Genomic DNA, 24,272 nt, shown 5'->3' with positions numbered 1-24,272 from the left:
CAATCTTATTTACATTCAGTATCATAAATAAATACATGTGCAGCCATATCGCTCCAATCTTTATCGCCTTTATCTAAACTATTTAACTTTTCACAATCAGAAAATAACAAATCAAAATCCCTCTTTTTATATTTTCCCTTTTCTACCATGTGTGTTTCACCATCAATAGCCACCACATATTTTTTAGCATTTCCACCAACGACTGTAATCCCACCTATTCCTGCTGAAGCCGTTTTCTTTGCTGGATAGTCATAAACTTTAATTTTGCTATCAAAACCTGCATTAAGCAATTGAGAAAGCATGTATTTATTCTTTTTGCCTGGCCATAGAACAGTATGGTAATAAATATATTCTCTATCTACAGACTCATTAAAATCAGCCGTTGCCATTTTTTGTAGACTAGAAGTTTGTTCCATTACGGTTGAAAATTTACCCCAACCGTCCATTTTAATTCTTACTGATTCGACATCCTCTGCTTTAAATCTAGTTATATCTCCAGTTTCAGCATCTTTTATACGGAAACTTTTCAAGCCCTTTCCACCAAAAAAAGCTGTTCTAATATCCCCTTCAATTACATCTCCACTTTTAGTTACTACTTTTGCATCCCCTGTGATTGTCGAGACTGGGGTTAAAAATTGTTGAGCAGATAAGGTAAAAGTTGCAGTTAAAACAAATATTAAAACTGTTCCTAGTAATGATATTAATTTTTTCATAGTATTTATAGTTTTATTATTATAATGCAATATAAATAATAATAAATAAATAAAAACTATATCTTAATATATTTATACGTTAGCCTTAAGGCATAATAATATTTATATAAATATCATTTTCTTTATTTTTAATCATAGCTTAGATTCATTTTTCAAATTCATTCTCATAAAATGACTTTGTCAAATCAGAATTTCAAACCTATATCCTTTCCAAGTTTTAAACTTTGAAAAAGCTTACCTCCATTCTCTTTCAAGCAAGCCAAATTTTCCTTTTATTTGCATCAAATTCTACAAAATGGCATTAAAAACATTCGTTAAAATATCTGAAGTTAGTAATCTTAGTGATGCTCGCTATTGTGCGGGAATGACTGTAAACCTAATGGGTTTTGATCTAAAAAAGGGTAATTCTACCTACGTAAGTCCTGAAAACTTTATGGAACTCACTGGTTGGCTTTCAGGAGTGGATTTCGTTGGGGAATACGACAATGCTTCAGAAGATGCCATTAAAGAATCCATCAAAGATTATGAAATCCATTATCTACAAACTGATAATCCTGCCATTATTCCACTTTTTCCGGATTTCAAAAGGGTTTTGAGATTCGACATGGACAAAGTTACTGATGCCGAGAAAGTAAAAGAAACTATGCAAAAGGTGACCGATGAGGTTGAATTTTTCTTATTTGAATCAGGCAACGGAAATCATTATAAAGAAAATGTAGTCAAGCAAGTTTTAGAATTAGCTAAAGATTATCCAGTTATTTTAGGCTTTAATATAGATGATAAAAATGTTATGAATTTGGTAGAAAATACCGAAATCAAAGGGATTTCCCTCAAAGGAGGAGAAGAAATCCGCCCTGGGTATAAAGATTTTGATGAACTGGCTGATATTTTGGAGACGTTGGAGATTGATGATACTGTAGAAGAATGAAGCTTGGTAGGGACACACGCGAAAACGCGTGCACCAACAGGAGAGATTGAAGAAACTGTGGAGGGGTAAAAGATGGAAGTTTGTCAGCAAGCATCAATGTGTAAAATTAGCACGAACTAGAAGCTCGTGCTACCAATGAATAAAATAGATTAATTAAGAAGTTCTATCCAAAATAAAATTAACTGCCATTTCAATATGTAAATCAGTAGTTGCCAGCATAGGCAAATCTGCTTCAACATCTTTTAAGAGTAAAGGCAATTCTGTACATCCCAAAATAATTCCATCTGCTCCTCTCCTTTTCAATTCCTTTATGTGCTTTAAGGTAAAATGCTTTGGCTTCATCTGAGAACGTTCCTTGTGTAAGTTCTTTGGATACATAATGATGAGATTGATCTAAATCTTCTCCTTCCGGAATGATGACTTTCATTCCAAAATCATTTTCCAAAACTGAAGGAATAAACTTTCCAGTCATTGTGGGTTTATTTCCTAATAAACCCAATGTTTTTAGACCTTCATTTTGTGCCGATCTGCCAGTAGCAATACCAAAATGTAAAATGGGAATATCAATCTTGGGCTGAACATAATCATAAACCATATGAGGCGTATTAGCACAAATAACAATACCTTCTGCTCCGGCTTCTTGTAACTTTTTACTGATTTCAAGATATTTAGTCAGAATCTTTTCTTTATTTTGTTCTCGCATCAATTCAATATTAATACTATAGATAATCAATTCAGGATTGGCCTGTTTACCAATTACTTCACTCACTTTCTGATTGATTGATTTGGCTATAATATTCCACAGTTGCATGCCAAGAAGTGCCTCCAATTAGTCTTAAAGTCTTCATTTTCCTTCTTCATTTTGATTTAATTCAATATACGAATGATAGAAGTAAACAGAGGTAACTAAGGTTACTAAGAGACACTTTTTGGCGCACGCGTTTCAAGTGTGACAATTCTAGACTATTGATGTATACTTTATGCCTCTGGCACAGAATAAAGTCCAGCCTTTCCCTTTAGCAAAAATTGGCATTCTATAGCTAAAACCCGCCCGAGATGGTAGTAGTTTCCACCAGCCGGAGACGCTAGCAAATTTCCACCATAAAGATTCTGTGTTGAAAACTAAGTTTTTTTTTAGGGATGAAGTGAAATATATGTCTTCAAAGCTTAACTTAATAGCATTCTATCCCTCCTTTGGGGGCTAGGGAACTGAGTCAGGGGGCAATAGAATACCTTATATCGGGTATTGCAAACTGACTCAAATGAGAATAATTTGCAATAAAAATTTATATTGAAGCAAAAAAACAATTGGACATGAACTACAAAATAAGTACACTTGTATTATTTCTAGCATTAATTGCAATGGTTATCTATCATTTTTCAACAGTTGAAAATGATATTGACAAGCCAATAGTGGAAGAAGTACCAAAAGAAGTGAAAACTGATGATTACAGTAAGTCTCACTTAGATAAGGAATTATCAAATTATTTCGCAGACCAACTTGCAAACGGGGTTGATCCAGATTTGGGCGAGTTTATCTCTTTTGATATTGCAAAAGCAAAATTAGATAGTATAAGAGATTACCGTAGCAAAAACCCAGGAAATCCCCGCATCCATAATTCTTACGGTTATATTTTTGGACTTCAAAAAATGAGGGAATTAATTCATAGAATTGATAAAATAAATAAGGCTCAAGATACTTTGGATTTAACTGGTGTGAGAGTTTATAGAACTATCTCTAAAGCGAAGGGTAAAAAATATTTTGATGTATTTATGATAGCAGTAACCAAAGAAAATAAAGACTTTCCTGATTTAGGAAATCCTGACTTGAAAAAAGATTTAGTGGACGAAGACCCTATTCTTAATGTATCAAACCCTTGTCCAACTGATTGTGAGTAGTGAAAAATTAAATCAGCTATTCAAATTATCTTCCTATATATTATAAAATAATAATGGAAATTTTTATAGACACATTAAGATACTTATCTAATTATTCACCTTTAATTTTAATAGTGATTCTATTCATTAGAAGAAGAAGTCATTTTTTAATAATTGACCAAATTATAATAGCAATAGTTGTTCTTTCTTTCACTACTGATATCACTTTAAAATACTTAATCGAAGGAAGAAATTATATTTACATTCTTATTTATATTTTGATAGAAACTCTATTGTTTCTTTACTTTTTCTATGAACTTTTAAAAAAGAGGGGCATTCTTGTTTTAATAATGCTCCTCTTTTTTCTAATAACTTTTGTTTTAGAATTATTTTTTAAAAATCCAGTTTATGATTTATTTACTTTTTCCCTAACCATTAGATGTTTAATATTCATTATACTTTCTTTGTATTATTTTTATCAGATTTATACGTTAGAGGCTGATATATTCAAAACTGAGGCTCCGCAATTTTGGTACAATGTGGGTATTTTAATTTATTTTTCCTTAGCGTTTTTTCCATTTTTACTAGCTACCGAAATTCTTATAGAGGTGTTTGATTACACTTTATGGCAGGTGCATAATATCGGAAATATCATGAAAAATTTAATCTTTGCCACAGGCATATGGATGGTTCAAAAGAGATAGTGATATTAACTTTAGCTGTTGGAGCCTCTGGTATGCTTGCCTTAGCAGTGGGAATTATCCTCTTTGTCTTTTTCTATCAAAGGAAACTATTAAAACGTAAAGTAGCCTATCAAGAAATTGAAGATTTGCTCAATCAACAGGAATTAAAGAATGCTTATGCATTATTGGAAGGCCAAGAACAGGAACGCAAAAGAGTTTCCAAGGAATTGCATGATAACTTAGGAAGTTTGCTGGTCACCGCTAATCTTTCGCTTGATTCGTTTCCTAAAGAGGATTTAGAGCCAGCTCAACTCAAGAGGCTCAAAAAATTGGATAACCTCATTCAAAAAGCTGCTGATGAAACACGGAAAATTTCCCACAGCTTGGATTCTGGTCTTTTAAAGCATTTTGGGTTGCAAGCTTCACTGATGGATCTGGCTTCCACCCTTGAGGAATTGACCAATTTGCAAACCCATTTTGAAATCCAATTAAGCGGTAGTTTATCCAATGAAGTCAATACAGAGCTTTATCGAATAGTGCAGGAGTTAGTGAATAATACCTTAAAGCATGCACAAGCTAAAAATATCCGCTTGGAGGTTTTTGAACTTAAAAATGAATATATTAATGTTATTTATGAAGATGACGGGCTAGGGTTTGACATGCAGGATGAGCAATTGAAAAAAGGCATTGGTATCCAAAACATTGAAAACAGAGTCAGCAAGCTAAACGGGAAAATCACATTGGATACGGCTCCCAATAAAGGCTTAGCGGTTATAATTGAAATCCCTTTAAATGAATAAAATAAAAATCATATTGGCAGATGACCATCAAATTATTTTAGATGGACTAACAGAAGTTTTGAATAGTCATGAAGAACTTGAAATTATTGGACAATTCCCTAATGGAAAAGCGGTGATCGAATATGTGAAAGAAAATGAAGTGGATGTGGCCGTTATGGATATCAATATGCCGGAAATGGATGGAATCAGTTGTGCAAAAATCCTTAAAAAAGATTATCCCAATATTAAGATTATCATGCTCACCATGTATGCACAGAAATCTTTTATAGATGAAATCATAAAAATCGGAATTGATGGTTGTCTGTTGAAAAATAATTCCGGTAAAGAGCTCTATGAGGCTATTTTAAGGGTTCAAAGTGGAAAGTTTTATTATGATAAAATTCAGGATTTCGCGAATCCAAATGAGGAAATTGCGGCCTATAAATTAGGCGACCGAGAAATTGAAGTGATTAAATTATTAGCAAAAGGGTTAGGCACAAATGAAATAGCAGAGCAGCTTTTTATTTCCAAGCATACCGTCAGCACGCATAGAAAGAATATATTGAATAAGACAGGGGTTAATAATACTACGCAATTGATTCAGTTTGCGCATGACAATAAGTTGATTTAAACAGCCCCAGCCCCCTTTCTTTTTCCCCCAAAGGGGGAAGAACGCACGGAATAGAATAAGAAGTAAATTCCAATTCCATCATTCATTTTTCAAAACTTTAGTTAAGTTTTTGAAAGAAACCATATCAAATTAAAATGCCAAGCCAGTTCTGGGCTATGTTCCCCCTTTGGGGGTTAGGGGGCCTTCTCAATAACCTCCCAAGTATGATCAGCAAGTAACTTCACAGTTGCCAAATACTTCATATTAATCTGGCTTCTGCCCCATTCACCGGGTCCTATTAAGGATAAAATATCTTTCCCATCAGCGCCTTCATACATATGATAGGTATGATTAATAAGGGGCTCAAAATTGATTTTAGCTAAGTAGATGCGTTCTGAAATTTCAACTCTGCTTTTTAAGTCATTAGCTTGCTTGGCCAACAGTTGCATTTGCTCATAAAGTTGCGTCATCTGCCTGTCTGTTTGCTCATGCATAGCAGAAACGGCATGACCTTTAATTTTGCCTCTGTCGGTGGGCTTAATGATAGCACTACCAGAATGATGAGGGAATGCAATGGTTCCGGGCTTATCGGTAGTGCCCTCCTTCATTTTCTCTAAATCTATTTTGTCTATATCTATTTTCTTACCTGCTTCGCTCATATGCCATTTATCTTCGGATTTCTATTTCCATTGGATCCTTATGCTTAACACTATCTTTAACGGATTTATTTTTTTCAGTTTCATCACCAAATTTCCGGAATTTGGTTTTAGTGGACATATCATAAACCACATAAAAAACAATCAGCATAAATAGAACTGCGATAAGTAGAAATACTCTAGACTTTTTCATTTTGATTCAGATTCTTCATCATTATTTCCAAATAAGGAAAACGGTTCTTTTAACTGCAATTCTTTTATAAAGTTATAATAAATAACAATCCCAGATTTTAATACATCCAAGCTAATCCTTTCATTATTACTATGAATGCTATTAATATCTCGTTCAGTCACCACTGCAGGAATCAATCCATAAGATGGAATATCATAAGACCTAAAAAGACTATTATCACTAGTAGCTGGAAATAAAAATGGAATAGTTTCCGCATCCGGATAACTTGTGGCTATGGCATCTTCCAATGCTTTGTAGTACTTATTTAAGCGCGATGGCTGGGCTTCCGGACTTTCTGAGATAACCGAAACTTTGACGTTATCATTGTCTAATTTTCTTTCAATGTAGCGAATAAAACTTTTAGAAGAAGTACCTGGTACCAATCGACAATCCAATACTGCTGTGGCAGAATTACTGATTTGATTAGGGGGGCCTGGCGGATTATAAATATTGGTGACTGTAACGGTATTAGTCAATAGAGAAGATAAAAAAGACTCTCTTTCAATTTGTTTTCGCACAAAAGGTGCTAAAATAGACCAATTAATATTTCGTATAAAAAACCCTCTAACTCCTCCTTCTGCCCTTCCCAGGCTCCTAAACATCCTTCTCGTACTTCTATTAAAAAGCAATAATACCCTTCGGTTGGTCAGCTTATTCAAGCTATTAATTAATTGCATGTTAGCATAGTCCTTTGAAGGAGCGGCACCATGCCCAGCTGAATTGCTATTGATTTTCAATTGTAACCACAAGCTTTGCTTTTCAGCAATAGAAACGCCAAATACTACTTTATCAGGTTTATTTTTAAGAACATTCTGATAGCCTGCACCACCTTCTCCCAGAACTACGTCAGCATTTAATTCTTCTTCAAAATTTTCCATAAGATACCTTGCACCATTTTTTCCGCCAGTTTCTTCACCAGAAAGGAAAAGCACTGTTACATTAAAAGGTAAATCAGCGGTATCATAATCCTGTTTAAAACCTTCTAACGCTTTCAATTGCATGATGCCTAATCCTTTTGCATCCAGGGCACCTCTTCCATGAATGTATTCACCATCAAAATGACCACTATAAGGATCATGTTCCCAATCATCTAAATCTTCTACAGGAACGACATCTATATGGCTTTGTAAAACAATATTGGGCTTACCACTGCTTAAAGGGTAAAGTGAAGCAGCCAGATTATAATTATCTGAAAAATCAGAAAAAACTTTTAAGTGTAAATCAGTAGTTAAAATGTAATCCTCAATGAAAATAGCGGCTTCTTTCTCACTACCTGAAACACTTTCTCTTTGTATATAAGCAGAAAGTAAATCAATGGATTGATTTATGGAAACAGATTCAGGTAAATTCTGGTATTCACTATTATATTGAGCTAAAGCTGGTGTGGTAAAAAGTACAATGCATAGCATCAAAAAGTTTAGCTTCATTTCAGGTAATTTTATCTTCAATCCATAAATATCCTATACTCAGCAGAAACAACAAAAAGAACCATAATGTTACAAATTCTTGATTATACTTATCTTCTTCCGCCTGAATATTTGAAACTTCAAAATTAAGATAATTTAGGTAATCATAATTGTAATTACTTAAGAATTCTGATTGAATTCCTTGAGCTTCCGAATGAACATAAAATGGAATCGGTTCTTTCTGACTTTTCAAATTTACAAAATGCCACCCCACTGTCTTTGGATAAAACATAAAATGTTGTCTTTCGGGAAAAATTTTATCAGGCAAAAATTTCAATTTGATGGTATCATTTTGAAGATTAAAAATGGAGATTTCATCTAGCTCTTCACCAGACCAAAGTCTGAAAAAGAAAGGCTGATACTGCACTGCCCATTTCGTTTTATCATTAAAAAACTCCGAAGGTTTCCTTAGTAATTGATTAAAAACTGGAGACCAAATCCGTTCATATTCCTTATCTTTTCCTGATAATTTGAGTTGGAAACTATTTTGAAAATTAATTATACCATAGATCACTTCGGGAGTAACTTTTCTAAAAACAGCATTTTTAGCCACTTCATCTAATTGATATAGATTATTGAATTGTAAATAGTTATAATTATTTAATTCAAGTAAATTATCACTTGTACTAAAAATATTAGTAGGTTTAGACTTGTCTAAATCAAGCTGAATTTGGCTGTTTGGGTTAGTTCTAAAAATTAAACTCCCTCTATTTTGCTTTAGGGTTTTCAAAAATCGATTTCTAATATTCGGTGCTAGATCTTCCCATGCTTTTGTATCGGCAAAAAGTAATTTCAATTTCTTTGCAACTCCCCTATCGAATTGCAATGAATCATGCCAATTGAAAAATGAAGATTTGAATTTGCCTTTGGAGATTTGGGTTTTCTGATAAACTGAATGCTCTTTAGATTTAAGAAAATCACCTAAGAATTTCCATTCGAAATCAGGAACAGCAGAAAGGATTTGAATGACATATTGTTCAGATTCTTCCACCTTAACTGCAAAGTGATAATTCTCATTTTCCGTACTAATTTCTGATAAAATATAGCCTGATGACTTTGGTAGAATTGAAATATGACTTTGACCATTTCCTGAAATAGATTTTGAAATACTATCATTACCGATAATTGCTGAGATATTAACTTCTCTCTTCTCGCGATTCTGTATACGAATACTTAAACTATCTCCCAATGCAATCGATTTAGGATAGTCAATTTGAATCCCTTTTTGGATTTCAATATCACTTCGAAACTGATAATTTACTGGATTTAATTGTGGGAAATAACCGTAAACAAATGCCGTATCAATTTGATAATGGAGTTGCGATATAGTTGTTATCGGATCTTTACCCACTTCCTTAAACTTTGAATTTGATTGCTGATGGAGGAGGGGTAAATTATATTCATTACTTAAAGAATCAATTCTATTTTCAGATATATTCTGACTAATGAGTAATACTGAATACTGTGGTTTTTTAATTAAAGTGTAAGGCGATAAATAAATGATATATAATGAAATAAAGGTCAACAGTAAAGCAATAACCCTCCATACTTTTCGAGGTTTTTGTTTTTTTATTTCCCATAAGAAACCCAAAATAAAAACAATGAAAAGCACCGCCAAATGCCATACTTCAATAGTATTTTCCCAACCGATATTTCCCATCAAATCAGTCATTCAGTAAATCGTAATAAGTGTTATGTAAAGCGCTATGAATGCTTTTCCCTTCATGTGTATTTTCTAATTCAGCTATTTCTAGCATATCTTCCATGATGATTAGCACATTCCTTAATTCATCTTTTGATTGCCTATTATGAAATTGCTTAATTGCAGCTAACAGACTTCCATAGCGTACTGGTTCTGAAGTTATTTTTGAGACTAAATCATCCGTAAAACTATCAAGAATAATCCCTGCTCTTTTCATATGCTCCATTTGATAAGCCGATTTAAGCTGAGAATAACTTTCAGCCAGTTTTACCTCAAATGACTTCTCCTCAAGATCGTCTTCAGTCGCTTGTGCATCAATTTTATCCAAATCACCTGTCATTCGCTTTTTCTCTTCATCAATTGGTGGTGGTTCAAAACCCATTCTTTCCACATAAATCCTAGAAGCCCTCTTTACTTCCTTTATCAATTTAAGTGCCTTGTACTCAAAAGGAAGAGCTTCTTTTGGCTTATAAGTTCTTAGATAGAGTTCCGCTTCCCACATATTCGTCAAAGCTTCTTTTAATTTGGCTTTCACATTAGCATCCAGGAATGTAGATAATTCTGATTCATCATGTGCATGCACATAAGCTTCAAGTTCAGGCGTTTCGTTGTAGATTGGGTTGGAAAATTTACTTTCCGTCCCCTGTTCTTCATGCGAATCATGATCATGATCTTCCTGCTCATTCCCTTCTCCTTTAATTACTCCATGGTCATGTCCTGAGTGATCCACTTCTCCTAATCCGCCTGTGGTTTCATATTCTTCACCTAAGAACACACCATATCGTAGTCTAAGCAATTTTTGATCAGCTCCTATAGAATTACTTCTTTGCTCAATATCAGTTTGGCTGATTTTACTTTGATCTTTTAGCAATTTCTCTGTATCGATAATGATTTGTCGCTGGCTTTTAAAATATTCTGCTTCATTGGTTAATGCAAAGCCTTCATAAGCTACCGGTTCTGATTCCACCGTATCCGCTATGGAAAGAAAATAAACATCTGTTCTGCCGGTATTACCTTTTGGCTTTTTATTGTCTTTGGCAGAAAAGTAAAAATAAAGCTCATCACCGGGTTCTAATAAAAAAGTATCCAATGGTAAGTTGATGTTCTTTTTCTGCCTCTTAAGCTTATTAGAAATGCCTGAAATGGCCTGCTTCATCTCTCGGAACCTAACCGACTCACCATCCCCTCTACTTAGAGTCATGATAATGTCAGTTGATACAACTCCATAATCGTCTTCAATTGTTAAATCCAGCTTGAAATTCCTATTCAAATCCTCCCAATTGATTTCATATCGGTTTTCCTTCAAATTGGTAGAAAGCATTGGAGTTTCATCTCTTTTCATTTCCAAAATTTCGGGATTTAATGAAATGAGGCTATCATTTTGCTCATATTCAATCTGAAAAATAGAAGACTGATTTAAGATAAATGATTTTGATTGCTTTTCCCTTAAATTGAATTCATACTGATTCTGCCATAATAAATCAATATCTATGTTTCCCTGATTTGTAAAAACCAACCTACTTCCCTCTGCGATCTTTCTGTTTTTCTGCCATTGGAAATTTTGGAGGCGTGTATAGTTCGGAGGATAAACCCAAAGTTGATAATCAAAGTTTAGAATTGGTTTCTTAGTAGTACTATCAATCAAAACCTCCGCCTCTTTTTGAAATGGTATAATCTGATTTTGTGTGGGTAAATCCATTTGATAAACAAATGAAGAAGAATAGAACAAACCACTAAGAACCAGTAAGATAAATCCATTCCTTAAAGAAAATGGAAAAGTAATTCTTTGAATAGGTGGCAATTGTTGAATTATCTTTTTTTGCTGCAGTTTTTCCATAGAATTTAAGTCTGACTTGAAAAAAACAGACAAACTATATTCTAATTCAGGATATTTTTGATGTAAAAAATGAATAAGCTTTTGATTGCTCCACAGGAATCTTGAATTCCAAAGCAGTAACAAGGAAACAATTGAGGTGATGTAAACTACCCAAAATGCAAAAGGAACAGCCAAATGCGAAATATTGGAAATGGTCATTAGCAATAAGATTCCAGCAACAACTGGAATCACAATTGATGCAGCAAGCAAGAGATTAAATCGCCTTTTGATCTTCAGCCAATATTTTTGAAAGTCCTTATGCATGCTTCTTTCTATAGCTTAAGTACCTCTCCAACATGATGAATAAGACAATCAGCAATAAAAACTCCTCATTAAAAGTTATGGCTTTCTTTACTTCTTCATGAGCTTCTAACTTTCTAGTGTAAATTGCCTTAAATGAAGAATATTGATAATTAGGTTCTATTATTTGAGCTATGAATTCGGTTACTATGGATACAAACATATCTTCATTCAAAGGATTTTGTAGCCAATTTTCATTTAAGTACAATAAGTTATCATTATGCTTCTTGTAGATAAGATAATCGCTTGATAGAGTGTCACTCCGTACAATTTGATTGGTTTGTAGCTTCTGCTGTGAAGTAGTAAAAACCAACTGTGCATCCTTTTTATTTGACAGACTAAAATTTATCTTTTTGCCAGAATATAAATAGTTTGCTCTCAATACCTTATCATACTTTTCTTTAACAAATTGGGAAAGCTCATCAAAATGGATAAGTAAAGTATCCAGGCTTAATTTTTCTGGGGAACTCTGGATTTCTGATGGAGTAATTAGCTCCAAATGAAAATTCAATTTGGGAATAGCTCCTACAAAATCAGTATTCTGGAAATCATTGATATAAATTAGTGAATCAATTTCAGGTCTTTGTTGGGAAAACTTTTCCAATAAATACCAATCATTAGAAGTATTTCTAAACTCCGAAGTGGAAAACACGGAGATTTCATCATTTACATAAGCTTCAGGCACTTTAAAACCATCTCCCACCAGTACAGCTTTTTGTTTTTCCACTTCCTGATAATTGACCCATTTTGCCAAAAGTGCAACTACGAATATCAAAATCATCAAACGAACTAATAATAATGGAATATCTGAAAGCGTGATTTTTCTGGACTGTAAAGTGCTGCTTTCCCTTAAAAATCTGATACTACCAAATTCAATTTCTTTGGTTTTATTCTTACTCCACAAATGAATGAGAATAGGAATCGCCAAAGCGGTTAAACCCCAGAGTGCTATGGGATTAAACGAACTCATGCCCATGATTGGTTAAAGTGACTCAACAGCTCAAAAATGGATTTCTGGATAGAATCTTGTCCATTCAATTGCCAGTAAGCTATTCCATTTTTTGCACAAGTCGTTTGAATTCCGTTTTTCCAGTTTTGGATTTTATTCTGATATTCCTGTAAGCCTTCTTGTGTATTCACTTGAACACTTCCCTGCCCTTCCAAATCTTTAAAAGTGAAATATTGTCCTTTGAAATCAAGCTGTTCTTCATTATTAAAAAGCAAATGAATCAGCATTACTTCTTCTGATGCTACTGCCCAATTTTTAAGCAGATTTTGAAATTCAGCTTCATCAGAATATCCATCTGTAAAAATGAACACCGTACTTTTATTTTTAATTTTCTGACTTGGATTTAAATCATTGAGGTTTGTTTCTTCTTCAGGCTTGAGTTGGATTAATCGATAAAGAAAAGTTTCAAAATCCGAAGGAGGATTGTCCTGATTAAAAATGTAATATTTATCCTGCTGATTATTCGTTAAGTAAGCTAGAGAGGCGATTAAAGTCCTTGACCAATTAAATTTACTAGCACCAGCCATTTCAAAATTCATGGACAAGCTTTTATCCAAAACGAAAATGAAATCATGCTGCTTTTCCATTTCCGCTTCCTTAATCATATAATGATCGGTCCGCGCAAAATATTTCCAGTCCAGTTGCTTGAGCGAATCTCCCGGTACATAATTTCTATATTCCTTAAATTCAATTCCAAATCCCGTTTTCGGACTTTGATGCATACCAATCATCACGCCTTCAATATGATGTTTAATGTACAATTGAAGTGCTTTGAGCGCCTCAAAGTCAGGCATTTGAAATATTTGATTTATGGATTTCAATAAGCCCTATTTAATGGTTTTTAATAACTCTGGAATCAAGTCTTCAACCGTAAATTTTTTGGTTTTAGCTACAAAATTCAATACCACACGATGGCGTAGCACTGCCAAAGCTACTGCTTTAATATCCTCTGGGATAACGGCCAATCTGCCATCCAGGAAAGCATGGGCTTTAGAAGCCAATACTATGGATTGTCCCGCACGTGGACCTGCACCCCAATCGACATATTGCTTTACTAAATCTATTTCTGAGTTTTGCGGACGAGTAGAGCGCACCAGCTGACTAACATTCACCAATAAATCCTTATCAATATGAATATCTCTTACCCAGCTTCTGGCTTTTAAAATTTCTTCTGCTGTTAAAGTAGGATTAAGCTGATTCTTTTGATTTCCAGTGGTGAGTTGAAGTATATCAACTTCTTCTTGCTCAGCAGGATATTGCACTACAGTATAGAATAAAAAACGGTCTAGTTGAGCTTCAGGTAAAGGATAAGTTCCTGACTGCTCCAATGGATTTTGAGTGGCTAAAAGAAAGAATGGCTCAGGCAACACATAGGTTTTACCTGCATAAGTTACTTCTCGCTCTTGCATAGCTTCCAATAAAGCAGACTGCGTTTTGGGTGGTGTTCTGTTGATTTCATCTGCTAACAAAATATTGGTGAAAACCGGGCCTTTATTGAATTGAAAAAACCGTTTTCCTGTACTGCGATCTTCTTCTAATACTTCCATTCCAATGATGTCAGAAGGCATTAAGTCAGGAGTAAACTGAACTCTATGAAAATCCAATTGCAGAACTTTAGCTAAAGAACGAACCAAAAGGGTTTTCCCTAAACCAGGAACACCTTCCAGCAATATATGCCCATCCGCTAGCAAAGCCATGAAAACCTCACTCACTACATTCTCCTGACCAATGATAGCTTTAGATAGCTCCTTTCGGGCTTCTTTAAACTTTGTTACTGTATTTTGTATATCTTCCATTTTTTTAAAGATTCAAGAATCAAGATTTAAGATTAAAGACTTCAGATCACCTTATTCTATTAAGTATCGAGTAGAAAGTAGCTAGTATCTAGATTATTACTTCTGACTCCCAGCCTCTGTCATCCAACTATTCATCTCCCACAATAAGGCCGCCCTTACAGGGCTTAGCGTTTCTGCTCTTTACAGAATTACCTTAAGTTCGTCCTTACAGGACTTATAAGAATCATTACAGACTTCTGACTACCAACTATTTATTCAACTTTACTTTCTTATTTGCTATTTCCGGTCTGACCTAAGCTTCCGACATCACATTTCCCTTCACCCCACATCCTTACTTCCCACTCCGAGCTTCTAACTTCTAACTATTTATATCTACTTTATTTAAATATGTTTCTACAATATATCATCAACACTTCATCACCCGAATATCGCATACATCACTATATTCACTCCAAACTTAGTATTATCTTCTGCTAGCCAGCGTTTGTTTCGAAAATCGTAATCCCATTCGCAGCCATAATCTTTATTGCTGTACAAAACTCTTATTTTCCCATCTTTCTCAATGGCTTTCAAATAATCATGAACAATATCATCTCCCCAACCATTCAATTCCTGTGAAGTGGTAGGTGGTCCGTCTGGAAATTCAAAAAAACTAAAATAGATAGGATGGTCATCCGGGATTTTCTTTAATCCATCCTCTCCGTATATTTCCGCCATCTGACTTTCAAATGATTTGGCAAAAAGCCCGTCTATATCATGATTGCAATCATCTACAAAGATAAAACCTCCATTATCTATATATTTAATGAAATTGTCTTTTTCTGCTTGTGTAAACTGTACTAATTTATGTCCACTTAAATAACAAAAGGGACATTCAAATATTTCTTCGCTACTTAGAGCAACCACTCTTTCCTGAGTATCCACAGGAATATTGGTATATTCAATAATTGAATTCAGAAGATTGCTTGGCATCCTTTGGTCTACATTCCAATCTCCTGATTCATATTGCAAGCGAGTAAAGAAAAATTTATTCATTTCACGAGTTTACGGCAAAATGCTAATGAGTACAATGAAATTTTCCGGAATTATATAAATGGTCTGAAAAGACATCTATTGGAATCTGAAAACAAAATGGAGTTGAGAAAAATTTTTGCTTTAATATTGCATCAAAAATTTTCCACTTGCAAGCGGTTGATCCTTATCTGTAATTTTATAAAAATAGATTCCCGGGCTTAAAAAATCTAAATCCAGAAAGTTCCTATCATTAGGAATGGAAGTGGAAAATAATACCTGACCTTGTAAATTGTAAAAAGTAATAATTGCCTCAGGAGCGGTTTCCTTTGCAAAGACCTTCAAATCTTCCTCTCTAAAAAGTGGATTTGGGTATACTATGAAATTAGAAGATTTTACATAATACGCAGACTGAATTTCACTGATTACACTTTCCCCATTAATAAAGTAGATAACTGCTCTGGATGAATTAAACCCATTATCTGGTTCATTCTCCAGATATTCAACCTCAAAAGAATTTGAGTTAAATTCAGCCAGTATTTCCCAAAAGTTTTCTTGCTCATTCTTCTTTTCTAAATGAATTTTCTCCACTCCTGTTAGAGAGGATAATTTTAGATAATGGTAAATCCCTTCTCCTTGAATGGATTCAACAAAATAGGACTCCAAAAAACAATTAGAACTTTGTAAATTATAATCTATAGCTCCACCCTGAATCAGAGCTTTACCTTTTTTGAAAGCTTGAACCTTTAAAAAAGAACTACTTAATTCTGATTTATTGATAGTAAGACTAGTATCCTGAGTATTGGCAAAGACTTTCATTTCATTATCTATTAAATGAAATAGTGAGTAATAATCACTATCCGGAATTGATTTCCAATAAAACGATAGTGAATCATTACAATTAAAGCCAACATTTAGGCGAAGAGGCTCAGAAATAGAAAAAGTATCACTAATATAGGTTTGGTTATCAATTTCCATTTTCAACTGAGCAAAATCATTCACAATCTCTGAATCCCATCTAAAATTCTCATCTGACAACAAGATTTCTTCCTCAATTAGCTCCCAGTTTTGCTCAGCAATCAACTTAAAATATAATTTACCAGCTTTTTCTTTTGAATAACTACTTTCCCATCTTAGGTGAGAGGTTGTTTCTCCATTATAAGGGATATTATCTTTAAACGTAGGACTGGTCCAGCTAAAATCATTTTCTATTTCCCATCCATATACAATAGAAAAAGCCTGCTTAATATCTAAAGGAATTTCTGTATTAATAATTATTTCAATAGAATCAGAATTAACAACATCAATATGAAGCTGTTCAATATTATTCAAATGATCTATACCTTTAGTTGCAGTAGTGTTCAGAGCATCAATATTTGGCTCTGTAGATAAAATCCAAGGAAGGTATGTTTGTCCGCTTTCGTTTTGAGCTTGTAGGTTTAAATCATGAACTAAAGCAATTTCATCATTAGGTTCAGCTGGAGGATCAGTCCAAACTAAGGTAGCTTTGAAATTCACTGCATTATCAGGGATTTTAATTATAAAACTTTTCTGATTATTAATTATTTGATCTTCAATAAACTGACCTTTTTCTAAAGACTGTACGGCTTGGTAGGCATTTAAGCTCCCAAAACCTGTTTTATGTTCAGGACCTAATTCACCTATATCATCCGCACTATTAATCAATAAAGCTTTTACTAAAGATGCCGATATATTTGAGTTATATATATTTCTATAGGATTGCTGTAATAAAACGGAAACTCCACTAATAAGCGCTGCAGAATTTGATGTTCCAGTCATACTGTAAGCCACTAATTCCGGTTTTATTCTTCCATCGAAAGCAGGGCCATTGCTATTGAGCTGAATAGTAGTCATGCTAGTATCCACCGCACCAATTGTCAAAACATTCTTAGCTTGTTTAAAATTTCCAGTGAGATTTGAAAAACCTGTTAAGCCTTCATAGATACCATGATTAGAAGCTTCCAATCCCGAATTTCCGATTGAAAAAACATGTACAATTTGAGGGTTTTCGTAAATTTGTTGATCATATAAGGAAGCCGCTACACCATAAAAAGATTCAATCTCAGTTCCGTAAGAATGATTTTGTGTCTGAATGCTATTGGAAGTAAAATATTCTTTAGGATCAGGTGTAACTTCATTATTGGAACTTGAAGTATGTAAAACATTAGGAGCTACTCCAAGACCAGTCAAAAAAGTATTGCCATTGCCTGCAATAATTGTGGCCATCTCTAATGGATGGGAATCAGAAAATTCACTTTCCCTATCAGAGAATATATATCTTCCAGATAAATCTATATCATTTATATTATAAAATTGTTCTTTTATACTTACCAGTTCACTTGCCCCATTAAGTTCCGGATAATACGCCTGGATTGTATTGATTTTATTTGGATGCAAATTAAGATCAAGAACTCTAGCCTCACTATTAGGAGGCTCTGACACTTTCTCAATGTAAGTTATAAAAGCTTTATCTAATAATAGACTTAGTTTGACATCCTTAACCTTAATTTTAACAAAATCTCTATGTCTGGAAATTGTACTTATTCTTGCCTCACTATTTTCAAATCTACCCCACTCTTTATCATCAATAACTTCTACCCAATAATCCCCATTTAAATAATCATTATCACTTAAGGTTATATTTTTAGAAATCTTCCATCCATTTTCAATTTCATAAAGAGCAAGATACTTAGAGTTCAGTTCAATATCATATAAATCAGAAGCCTCAAAAAACACAATACAAGAACTATCTAAAAGTCTTTTAACAATTTTTAAGGCTTTTTCTGTTTCACCTAAGAAATTAAAAGATGAATCGTTCTTTAGAAGATAAAATTTACCTTGTTTTAAACTATTTAAAGATTCAATTTTTGAACCTGCATACAGGTATTTAGGGTTTTTGTTATAAGTTTGAGAAACGCCTTTATTTACAATACTTATATATAAATATAACAATAATAAGATGACCAATTTTGGCCGACTTCCTGCCAATCTTCTGATAGTACTTAAAGTCAATGGGTTTTGGCTACTTTTAGTAAACATATTCTTAATATTACTAATAATAATTATTAATATTTCAATATCATAATAAATATTTAATGTAATATTTTTTCTTTTCAAAATAAAAAATATATGTTGCAAACCTAACTAAAATTTTATAAAGTTTATGACAAATTTAAGAAAAGGTGTCATGTATGTAATGACATTCATGGCCGTAACAGTAATGATGAGCTCTTGCCAAGATGATGAAATGGGAGCTCAAATTGACAACAGTGTAGTGTCTGAAGAGATCAAAGACCAACTAAAAGATCTAGGCTTTGATCCAAGCGATGTTTATCGTGAGGAATACTCTAATCCTTTAACAGGTGATCAGGGATTCCATTTAATCGTAGAAGGTGACATTTCAATTACTGAAAAGCAATTAGATGAAATGTCTAATAGTGAACTTTTCCATACAGGAAAGTTTGCTGAGCAGTACCGCACAACAAACCTTGTTAGCCAAAACCGTACGATTAATGTTATTGGTTATACTGGTAATAACTCCAATGGTTTAGATTCAAAAATGAGAACAGGATTAAGCTGGGCAGTTGATAATTACAATGCCCTAAATACTGGCTTAACCTTTACTCTTACTTATGGAACAAACTACAATTCTTATGATATGGTAGTTTATAGAGTAAGTGGATCAGGCGGTGGAAGCGCTGGTTTCCCAAGTGGAGGAGATCCTAACAAATTTATCAAGATTCAATCAGGTACAAGCAATTACGACACAAATGTTGTAGAACATGTGATTGGACATGAGATGGGACATTCTATTGGATTACGCCATACTGATTGGTTTAACCGCTCATACTCATGCGGTTCTGGTGGAAGTGAAGGAACAGCTGGCGTTGGAGCAATTCATATACCTGGCACTCCAACAGATATAGATCCAAACTCTTTAATGCTAGCTTGTTTTAGCGCTAGTGAAGATGGGGAATTCGGATATTATGATAGAGTAGCTTTAGAATACCTTTATTAATATTTAAATTAAGGTTTACAATAATAAAGAAGGTCAGCTAATACTGACCTTCTTTTCTTGCCTAATATATTTAAATACTATTTCTGAGGTGGTCTGCTTGGTCTTACTTCAATTTTACTTGGCAATGTTCTTGGATTCATTTCCAATAAATCAACTACCATTTTACCAAGGTCTTCTTTTTGAATTTTCCAATAATCATTTTCATTTGGCTCGTGATCATTGAAGTGAGTAGCGACAGAACCGGGCATAATTGTGGAAATATTAATCCCATGCTGTCTTAAATCTAACATTACAGCTTGTGTGAAACCAGTTAATCCAAATTTACTAGCATTGTAAGCTGATCCTGAAGGAAAGAAATTAGTCCCAGCCAAACTGGAAATGGTAAAGAAATAACCACCATTCTTCTTCAATGCTTCTACACTTGATTTAATAGTATAGAAAACTCCGGTTAAATTAGTGTCAATCACTTCATTCCACTTATCAATTTCCATCTCGTCAATTGGAGCAAAATGACCTAATCCAGCGTTTGCAATCACAATGTCTAATTTTCCCCATTTATCTAAAACGGCATTCACACAAGTTTCTTGGTTTTCATATGAACGAACATCAGCCTGAAGTCCTAAAACTTCTCCTTTGGCATTTTTAGCAAGAGACTCAGCTGCTTTATCAGCAGATTCTTGACTTCTACTTGTGATGGCAACATTAATGCCTTTCGCTAATAATGCTTCTGCTATTCCGTATCCTATTCCTTTACTTCCTCCAGTTATAAGTGCTGTTTTATTTTCTAATTTTTGCATAATTAATTTTTGTTTACATTAAAACAACTGATTCAATTATGATTGGTTACAAAATGAGTATTTAAAATCTACTATTTTTCCTTAAAAAGGTAACCAACACCTTTAATAGTTTTGATGTAGTCCTCTCCTAGTAGCTGGCGGATTTTTAAGATATGGATGTCAACTGACCTTAAAGTCACCTTAAAGGAGTTCCCCCATATGGCTTGCATAATTTGCTCACGTGAAAAGACTTGATTAGGAAATCGAGCGAGAAATAGCAATATTTCAAATGATTTTGATTGAATTTGCATCAATTCTTTTGAAGGTAATTTAAAGAGCAAATGCTTTTTAATATCAAAATATAAATCTCTGATCTCATATTCATCTAAAGGTTTTAGATGAAAAATACTTTCTTCCTCCCCAAAAAACTTTGACAAACGCTTTTTAAAGGCATTTTTGCGAAGTGGTTTTCTTAAAAAGAAATCTATACCCGACTCATAACTTAAGATTTCATTTTGCTCCTCTTTATTAGAAGTCAAAGCTATAATCTTAGGATCAAGATCCTTTAGAATAACTTCATTTTTGAGATATTTAAAAAGGCTGATTCCATCATAATTTTGATTGCCAATTTCTGAAATGATTAATAGAGGGTGATGTCTATTAATTAGCTGTATAGCATGTTGAGTATCTAATGCTAAAGCCACATTGAAATTTTCAGATTCCAATATTTTAACCAAATCTCTTAATGTTTCTTTATCATCATCAGCTATTATAGCTGTTCTGCTTTGTTGCATTTCTTAGATACCTCATTGATTTACTCTTCTAAGAAAACACAAATTAAAATGATTTTTACTATTGAAAATTGATATTAAAATGAAAATAACTTGATGGTAAAGTAAGCTTAATATTGGATATGAAAATCTTGTGAATAATTAATATTGAGGTAAAACGGTAATATTTTTAATTTTTATTACCCTTAAACTTTTCCATTGTAGCCATCCCTTCCCCGCTAATACCTTCCGCCTTGAAAACTTTGAAGATGGTCATAAAAACTATTTTCAAGTCTAATAAAAATGATTGATTTTGGACATACCAAACATCATATTCAAATTTCTTCTGCCAGCTTATAGTATTTCTTCCATTTATCTGAGCCCAACCTGTAATGCCTGGGGTTACCAAATGCCTCTTACTTTGCTCTTTGCTATAAAGCGGCAAATATTCAACCAATAATGGGCGTGGGCCAATAAAAGACATGTCCCCTTTGATTATATTCAAAAGTTGAGGAATTTCATCCATACTCGTTTTCCTCACAATTTTCCCAATCCAGGTTAGTCGTTCTTCATCAGCAAAAAGCTCTCCATTTACATCTTTGTCATCCCGCATGGTTTTGAATTTAATAAGCAAAAATATTTCTTCCTTCAAGCCAGGCCGCTTCTGAGTGAAAAAGACCTTTCCATTTTGAAAAAATGCTAAAAGAAGTGCCACAATGATAAATATGGGACTAGCAATTATCAATGCAATCAAAGCAGTAAGTTTATCAAAAAAAGGCTTGATTAATTTTCTATACATACTATTTGATGACTCCTAAATGCATTAAAGCATCTCCTTCATGAACTATCGGATTGTGATTGAGTCCTATTACATAACCATTTACGGTAGAAGTAACTTTGTTTTTAAATCCTCCAAAAGGATCATTAATATGTCCCAATAACTGATTTTTCTTAATTTTCTCCCCACTTTTAACAGCTGAAAGGAAAACTCCAGACCTTCTAGCTCTGACCCAAGAAGAATTTTTGATGACCAAATTTTCATAGTCGGCTCTTTCAGCTTCATTTCGCATTCCTAAATGCTTCATCAATCTTCTGGCTCCTTTTATACCTTCTCTAATAGCAAATTCATCAAAACGGGAAGATTCACCACCTTCATACACTAATATGTTTTTACCGAATTTATTTGCTGTTTGGCGTAATGAATTTGGGCGAAATTTTGAATCTAAAGTAAAAGGTGCGTGAAATGCTTCCGCTAGTTCCACGTTTTTAGCATCCTTCATCATACACCTCACTTGAGGATAATTTGTTCTATCAGCCCCGCCCGTATGAAAATCTATACCATAATCAATTAGGGGTAAAATTTCTTTAGTTAGGAAATTCGCCATCCGAGAAGCCAAAGAACCATTTTTATTACCCGGGAATGATCTGTTTACATCTTTCCCATCTGGCACATATCTAGAAAAATAAATAAAGCCGTATACATTGATGATAGGAATACATATTACTGTTCCGATATTAGGAATATGGTCATTTTTCTCAATCATCCTCCTGACAATTTCTGACCCATTAATTTCATCACCGTGTAATCCACCCATCAATAATAATACTGGTCCCGGTTCGGTGGATCTGGCAATAGTAATGGATACATCTATTGTAGTGTGGGAAGGAAGTCGGGCGATATTTACATCTACCACTTTCTCTTCACCAGGAGCTATTTCAATTCCGTTAATAATCATCTGTTGAAAATTAGACCTTTATGTAAAGGATTTGTATTATAAAGAATGGATGGGTTTTTAAAAGATAAATACCACCATATTGTTCCAGACACTAAAATGCCAACAATCGAACCGACCAATGTATCAACCATGAAATGTTGAAATAAATAAACCCTGGAAACAGCTACTAAAATAGCTAAAAGCATATAAATGACCTGCAATAATTTATTTTTAGTTAATAATATCAAAATAGTGGCTAAAGCAAAAGCTGAAGCTGTATGTCCGCTTGGCATACTGTAATAGGTATGAAGGTCTACTCCTTCAATCAAATTAAATGAAGTTAAGGACTCTTTAAACTTTAATGCTGGCCGTGAAGCCTCAAAAACTACTATTTTTAAAAATTGTACGATAAAAAAATGAATAATACCTGTTAAAGTAAGTAGAATAGCATAATAAAGTCTGTACAGTAATAAAATAATACCGGCAATTACGAAAATATGCCATTCTCCCAAAAAGGTTACATAGCTAAAAAATACATCTCCAAAAGGATTGTGTCTTTGATTTAACCAAAACAAGAAGGTGCCTTTATCTAAAAACAGTACCAATATTAAGGCCGTCAAAAAATAGAGCACATACATTAAAAATGCAGGGCTTTGTAATTTATCTTTTAAGCTTTCCATTCAAATCTTAAATATTTAATGGTTTCCCCGACTTTTGAAAATTTTCTTTCATATCGGGTAGAAATTCCATAATGCTCCTTTAAATATACAGAATTATGCAAATCATCTGTAAAATGCAAATCTTTAATATCATCTCTTGCAGGCAAAACTTCACTCAAGGTCCATTCAAATAATTGAGTATTATCAGTTTTAAAATAAACCCTACCTGTACCTCCTTGAATTCTTTTATAAATTTCTAAAAAGCGATGAAAAGTAAGCCTTCTTTTTTCATCGCGGTCTCTTGGTCTTGGGTCAGGATGAATAATCCAAATATCATTTACCTCTCCTTCAGCGAACATTTGCTCTAAATCCAAGATGAAATTTCGTGCAAAAGCCACATTCTCTAGTCCTTCCTCTATTGCTTTAGAACTTCCCTGCCATAAACGTTCGCCCTTTATGTCTATACCCACAAAGTTTTCATTGGGAAATTCTTTTGCCAAACCAATTGAGTATTCTCCCCTACCACAAGCTAATTCTAAGTTTATTGGATTTGAATTACCAAAAACATCCTTTCCCCAGTTTGACTTTATACTTGGAAATCTTTTATCATCATACTCAATCACATTATGACGATTTTGCAAATCCTCAAATCTCTTTAACTTTTGTCTACTCAT

The 24,272-nt window shown here is 33.6% G+C and carries 25 protein-coding genes; 6 read left to right on the top strand and 19 right to left on the bottom strand.

The genetic code is table 11. The features are described 5' to 3' along the window. Nucleotides 1-5: 5 nt before the first annotated feature. Entirely contained in the window at nucleotides 6-713 is a 708-nt protein-coding gene (locus tag Q0L29_RS16670) for a hypothetical protein (RefSeq protein ID WP_296623479.1), read from the bottom strand. A gap of 295 nt (nucleotides 714-1,008) precedes the next feature. Here Q0L29_RS16670 and Q0L29_RS16665 point away from each other — a divergent pair, with 295 nt between their 5' ends. Further along, nucleotides 1,009-1,641, top strand: a complete 633-nt coding sequence (locus tag Q0L29_RS16665; protein WP_296623478.1) for a phosphoribosylanthranilate isomerase — start codon at nucleotides 1,009-1,011, stop codon at nucleotides 1,639-1,641. A gap of 153 nt (nucleotides 1,642-1,794) precedes the next feature. On the opposite strand, the gene Q0L29_RS16660 is transcribed toward Q0L29_RS16665, so the two are convergent. After that, nucleotides 1,795-1,914 (bottom strand): hypothetical protein, encoded by a 120-nt coding sequence (locus Q0L29_RS16660; protein ID WP_367275805.1) that lies wholly within the window; start codon nucleotides 1,912-1,914, stop codon nucleotides 1,795-1,797. Further along, a complete protein-coding gene (locus tag Q0L29_RS16655) occupies nucleotides 1,874-2,470 on the bottom strand; it encodes an aspartate/glutamate racemase family protein (protein ID WP_296623475.1) in 597 nt (198 codons plus the stop codon). Before Q0L29_RS16655 ends, Q0L29_RS16660 begins: the two co-directional genes overlap by 41 nt. Before the next feature lie 485 nt (nucleotides 2,471-2,955). Between Q0L29_RS16655 and Q0L29_RS16650 the strand changes: the two genes are divergently transcribed. The 4 genes from Q0L29_RS16650 to Q0L29_RS16635 are packed head-to-tail and all read left to right on the top strand — an operon-like array spanning nucleotide 2,956 to nucleotide 5,612. Next, entirely contained in the window at nucleotides 2,956-3,540 is a 585-nt protein-coding gene (locus Q0L29_RS16650; RefSeq protein WP_296623474.1) for a hypothetical protein, read from the top strand. Between the two features lie 53 nt (nucleotides 3,541-3,593). Further along, nucleotides 3,594-4,223, top strand: a complete 630-nt coding sequence (locus Q0L29_RS16645) for a hypothetical protein (RefSeq protein WP_296623473.1) — start codon at nucleotides 3,594-3,596, stop codon at nucleotides 4,221-4,223. Continuing rightward, nucleotides 4,202-5,002: a sensor histidine kinase gene (locus Q0L29_RS16640; RefSeq protein WP_296623471.1), complete on the top strand. Its 801-nt coding sequence runs from the start codon at nucleotides 4,202-4,204 to the stop codon at nucleotides 5,000-5,002. Before Q0L29_RS16645 ends, Q0L29_RS16640 begins: the two co-directional genes overlap by 22 nt. Then, complete coding sequence (locus Q0L29_RS16635; protein WP_296623470.1) at nucleotides 4,995-5,612, top strand: response regulator; 618 nt, start codon at nucleotides 4,995-4,997, stop codon at nucleotides 5,610-5,612. The genes Q0L29_RS16640 and Q0L29_RS16635 overlap by 8 nt, the downstream gene beginning before the upstream one ends. Nucleotides 5,613-5,785: 173 nt before the next feature. Here Q0L29_RS16635 and Q0L29_RS16630 read toward each other — a convergent pair whose 3' ends face one another. From Q0L29_RS16630 to Q0L29_RS16585, 10 genes are all read right to left on the bottom strand, one after another. Beyond that, complete coding sequence (locus Q0L29_RS16630) at nucleotides 5,786-6,250, bottom strand: DUF2452 domain-containing protein (RefSeq protein WP_296623469.1); 465 nt, start codon at nucleotides 6,248-6,250, stop codon at nucleotides 5,786-5,788. Between the two features lie 7 nt (nucleotides 6,251-6,257). Next, nucleotides 6,258-6,440, bottom strand: a complete 183-nt coding sequence (locus Q0L29_RS16625) for a hypothetical protein (protein ID WP_296623468.1) — start codon at nucleotides 6,438-6,440, stop codon at nucleotides 6,258-6,260. Continuing rightward, complete coding sequence (locus tag Q0L29_RS16620) at nucleotides 6,437-7,906, bottom strand: M20/M25/M40 family metallo-hydrolase (protein ID WP_296623467.1); 1,470 nt, start codon at nucleotides 7,904-7,906, stop codon at nucleotides 6,437-6,439. Before Q0L29_RS16620 ends, Q0L29_RS16625 begins: the two co-directional genes overlap by 4 nt. Before the next feature lies 1 nt (nucleotide 7,907). Then, entirely contained in the window at nucleotides 7,908-9,617 is a 1,710-nt protein-coding gene (locus Q0L29_RS16615; protein ID WP_296623466.1) for a hypothetical protein, read from the bottom strand. Continuing rightward, a complete protein-coding gene (locus Q0L29_RS16610; RefSeq protein WP_296623465.1) occupies nucleotides 9,610-11,787 on the bottom strand; it encodes a hypothetical protein in 2,178 nt (725 codons plus the stop codon). The genes Q0L29_RS16615 and Q0L29_RS16610 overlap by 8 nt, the downstream gene beginning before the upstream one ends. Then, on the bottom strand, nucleotides 11,780-12,793 hold the full coding sequence (locus Q0L29_RS16605; RefSeq protein WP_296623464.1) for a BatA domain-containing protein: 1,014 nt from the start codon (nucleotides 12,791-12,793) through the stop codon (nucleotides 11,780-11,782). The genes Q0L29_RS16610 and Q0L29_RS16605 overlap by 8 nt, the downstream gene beginning before the upstream one ends. Further along, the gene (locus Q0L29_RS16600; protein ID WP_296623463.1) at nucleotides 12,790-13,626 is read right to left on the bottom strand and encodes a DUF58 domain-containing protein; all 837 of its coding nucleotides are present in this window, start codon (nucleotides 13,624-13,626) and stop codon (nucleotides 12,790-12,792) included. Before Q0L29_RS16600 ends, Q0L29_RS16605 begins: the two co-directional genes overlap by 4 nt. A gap of 33 nt (nucleotides 13,627-13,659) precedes the next feature. Then, nucleotides 13,660-14,628: a MoxR family ATPase gene (locus tag Q0L29_RS16595; RefSeq protein ID WP_296623462.1), complete on the bottom strand. Its 969-nt coding sequence runs from the start codon at nucleotides 14,626-14,628 to the stop codon at nucleotides 13,660-13,662. Between the two features lie 417 nt (nucleotides 14,629-15,045). Beyond that, a complete protein-coding gene (locus tag Q0L29_RS16590; RefSeq protein ID WP_296623461.1) occupies nucleotides 15,046-15,663 on the bottom strand; it encodes a DUF4159 domain-containing protein in 618 nt (205 codons plus the stop codon). Between the two features lie 120 nt (nucleotides 15,664-15,783). After that, nucleotides 15,784-18,699: a S8 family peptidase gene (locus Q0L29_RS16585; protein ID WP_296623460.1), complete on the bottom strand. Its 2,916-nt coding sequence runs from the start codon at nucleotides 18,697-18,699 to the stop codon at nucleotides 15,784-15,786. 124 nt (nucleotides 18,700-18,823) lie between these two features. Here Q0L29_RS16585 and Q0L29_RS16580 point away from each other — a divergent pair, with 124 nt between their 5' ends. Beyond that, the gene (locus tag Q0L29_RS16580) at nucleotides 18,824-19,678 is read left to right on the top strand and encodes a M57 family metalloprotease (protein ID WP_296623459.1); all 855 of its coding nucleotides are present in this window, start codon (nucleotides 18,824-18,826) and stop codon (nucleotides 19,676-19,678) included. Between the two features lie 77 nt (nucleotides 19,679-19,755). Here the strand turns inward: Q0L29_RS16580 and Q0L29_RS16575 are convergent, their stop codons facing one another. From Q0L29_RS16575 to trmB, 6 genes are all read right to left on the bottom strand, one after another. Next, nucleotides 19,756-20,475, bottom strand: coding sequence for an SDR family oxidoreductase (locus Q0L29_RS16575; protein WP_296623458.1), 720 nt, complete (start codon nucleotides 20,473-20,475; stop codon nucleotides 19,756-19,758). 71 nt (nucleotides 20,476-20,546) lie between these two features. Continuing rightward, the gene (locus Q0L29_RS16570) at nucleotides 20,547-21,248 is read right to left on the bottom strand and encodes a response regulator transcription factor (protein ID WP_296623457.1); all 702 of its coding nucleotides are present in this window, start codon (nucleotides 21,246-21,248) and stop codon (nucleotides 20,547-20,549) included. A 166-nt stretch (nucleotides 21,249-21,414) separates the two neighbouring features. Beyond that, nucleotides 21,415-22,023, bottom strand: a complete 609-nt coding sequence (locus tag Q0L29_RS16565; RefSeq protein ID WP_296623456.1) for a sugar transferase — start codon at nucleotides 22,021-22,023, stop codon at nucleotides 21,415-21,417. A gap of 1 nt (nucleotide 22,024) precedes the next feature. Further along, nucleotides 22,025-22,960 carry a succinylglutamate desuccinylase/aspartoacylase family protein gene (locus tag Q0L29_RS16560; RefSeq protein WP_296623455.1) on the bottom strand — a complete coding sequence of 312 codons (936 nt, stop codon included), beginning with the start codon at nucleotides 22,958-22,960 and terminating at the stop codon, nucleotides 22,025-22,027. After that, nucleotides 22,957-23,619 (bottom strand): phosphatase PAP2 family protein, encoded by a 663-nt coding sequence (locus tag Q0L29_RS16555; protein WP_296623454.1) that lies wholly within the window; start codon nucleotides 23,617-23,619, stop codon nucleotides 22,957-22,959. Before Q0L29_RS16555 ends, Q0L29_RS16560 begins: the two co-directional genes overlap by 4 nt. After that, the gene (gene trmB / locus Q0L29_RS16550) at nucleotides 23,607-24,272 is read right to left on the bottom strand and encodes a tRNA (guanosine(46)-N7)-methyltransferase TrmB (protein ID WP_296623453.1); all 666 of its coding nucleotides are present in this window, start codon (nucleotides 24,270-24,272) and stop codon (nucleotides 23,607-23,609) included. The genes Q0L29_RS16555 and trmB overlap by 13 nt, the downstream gene beginning before the upstream one ends.

The sequence above is a fragment of the Marivirga sp. genome, from assembly GCF_024636815.1.
In the GTDB taxonomy this organism is placed as follows: Bacteria; Bacteroidota; Bacteroidia; order Cytophagales; family Cyclobacteriaceae; genus Marivirga.
This window is presented reverse-complemented; position numbering and strand designations above follow the sequence as displayed.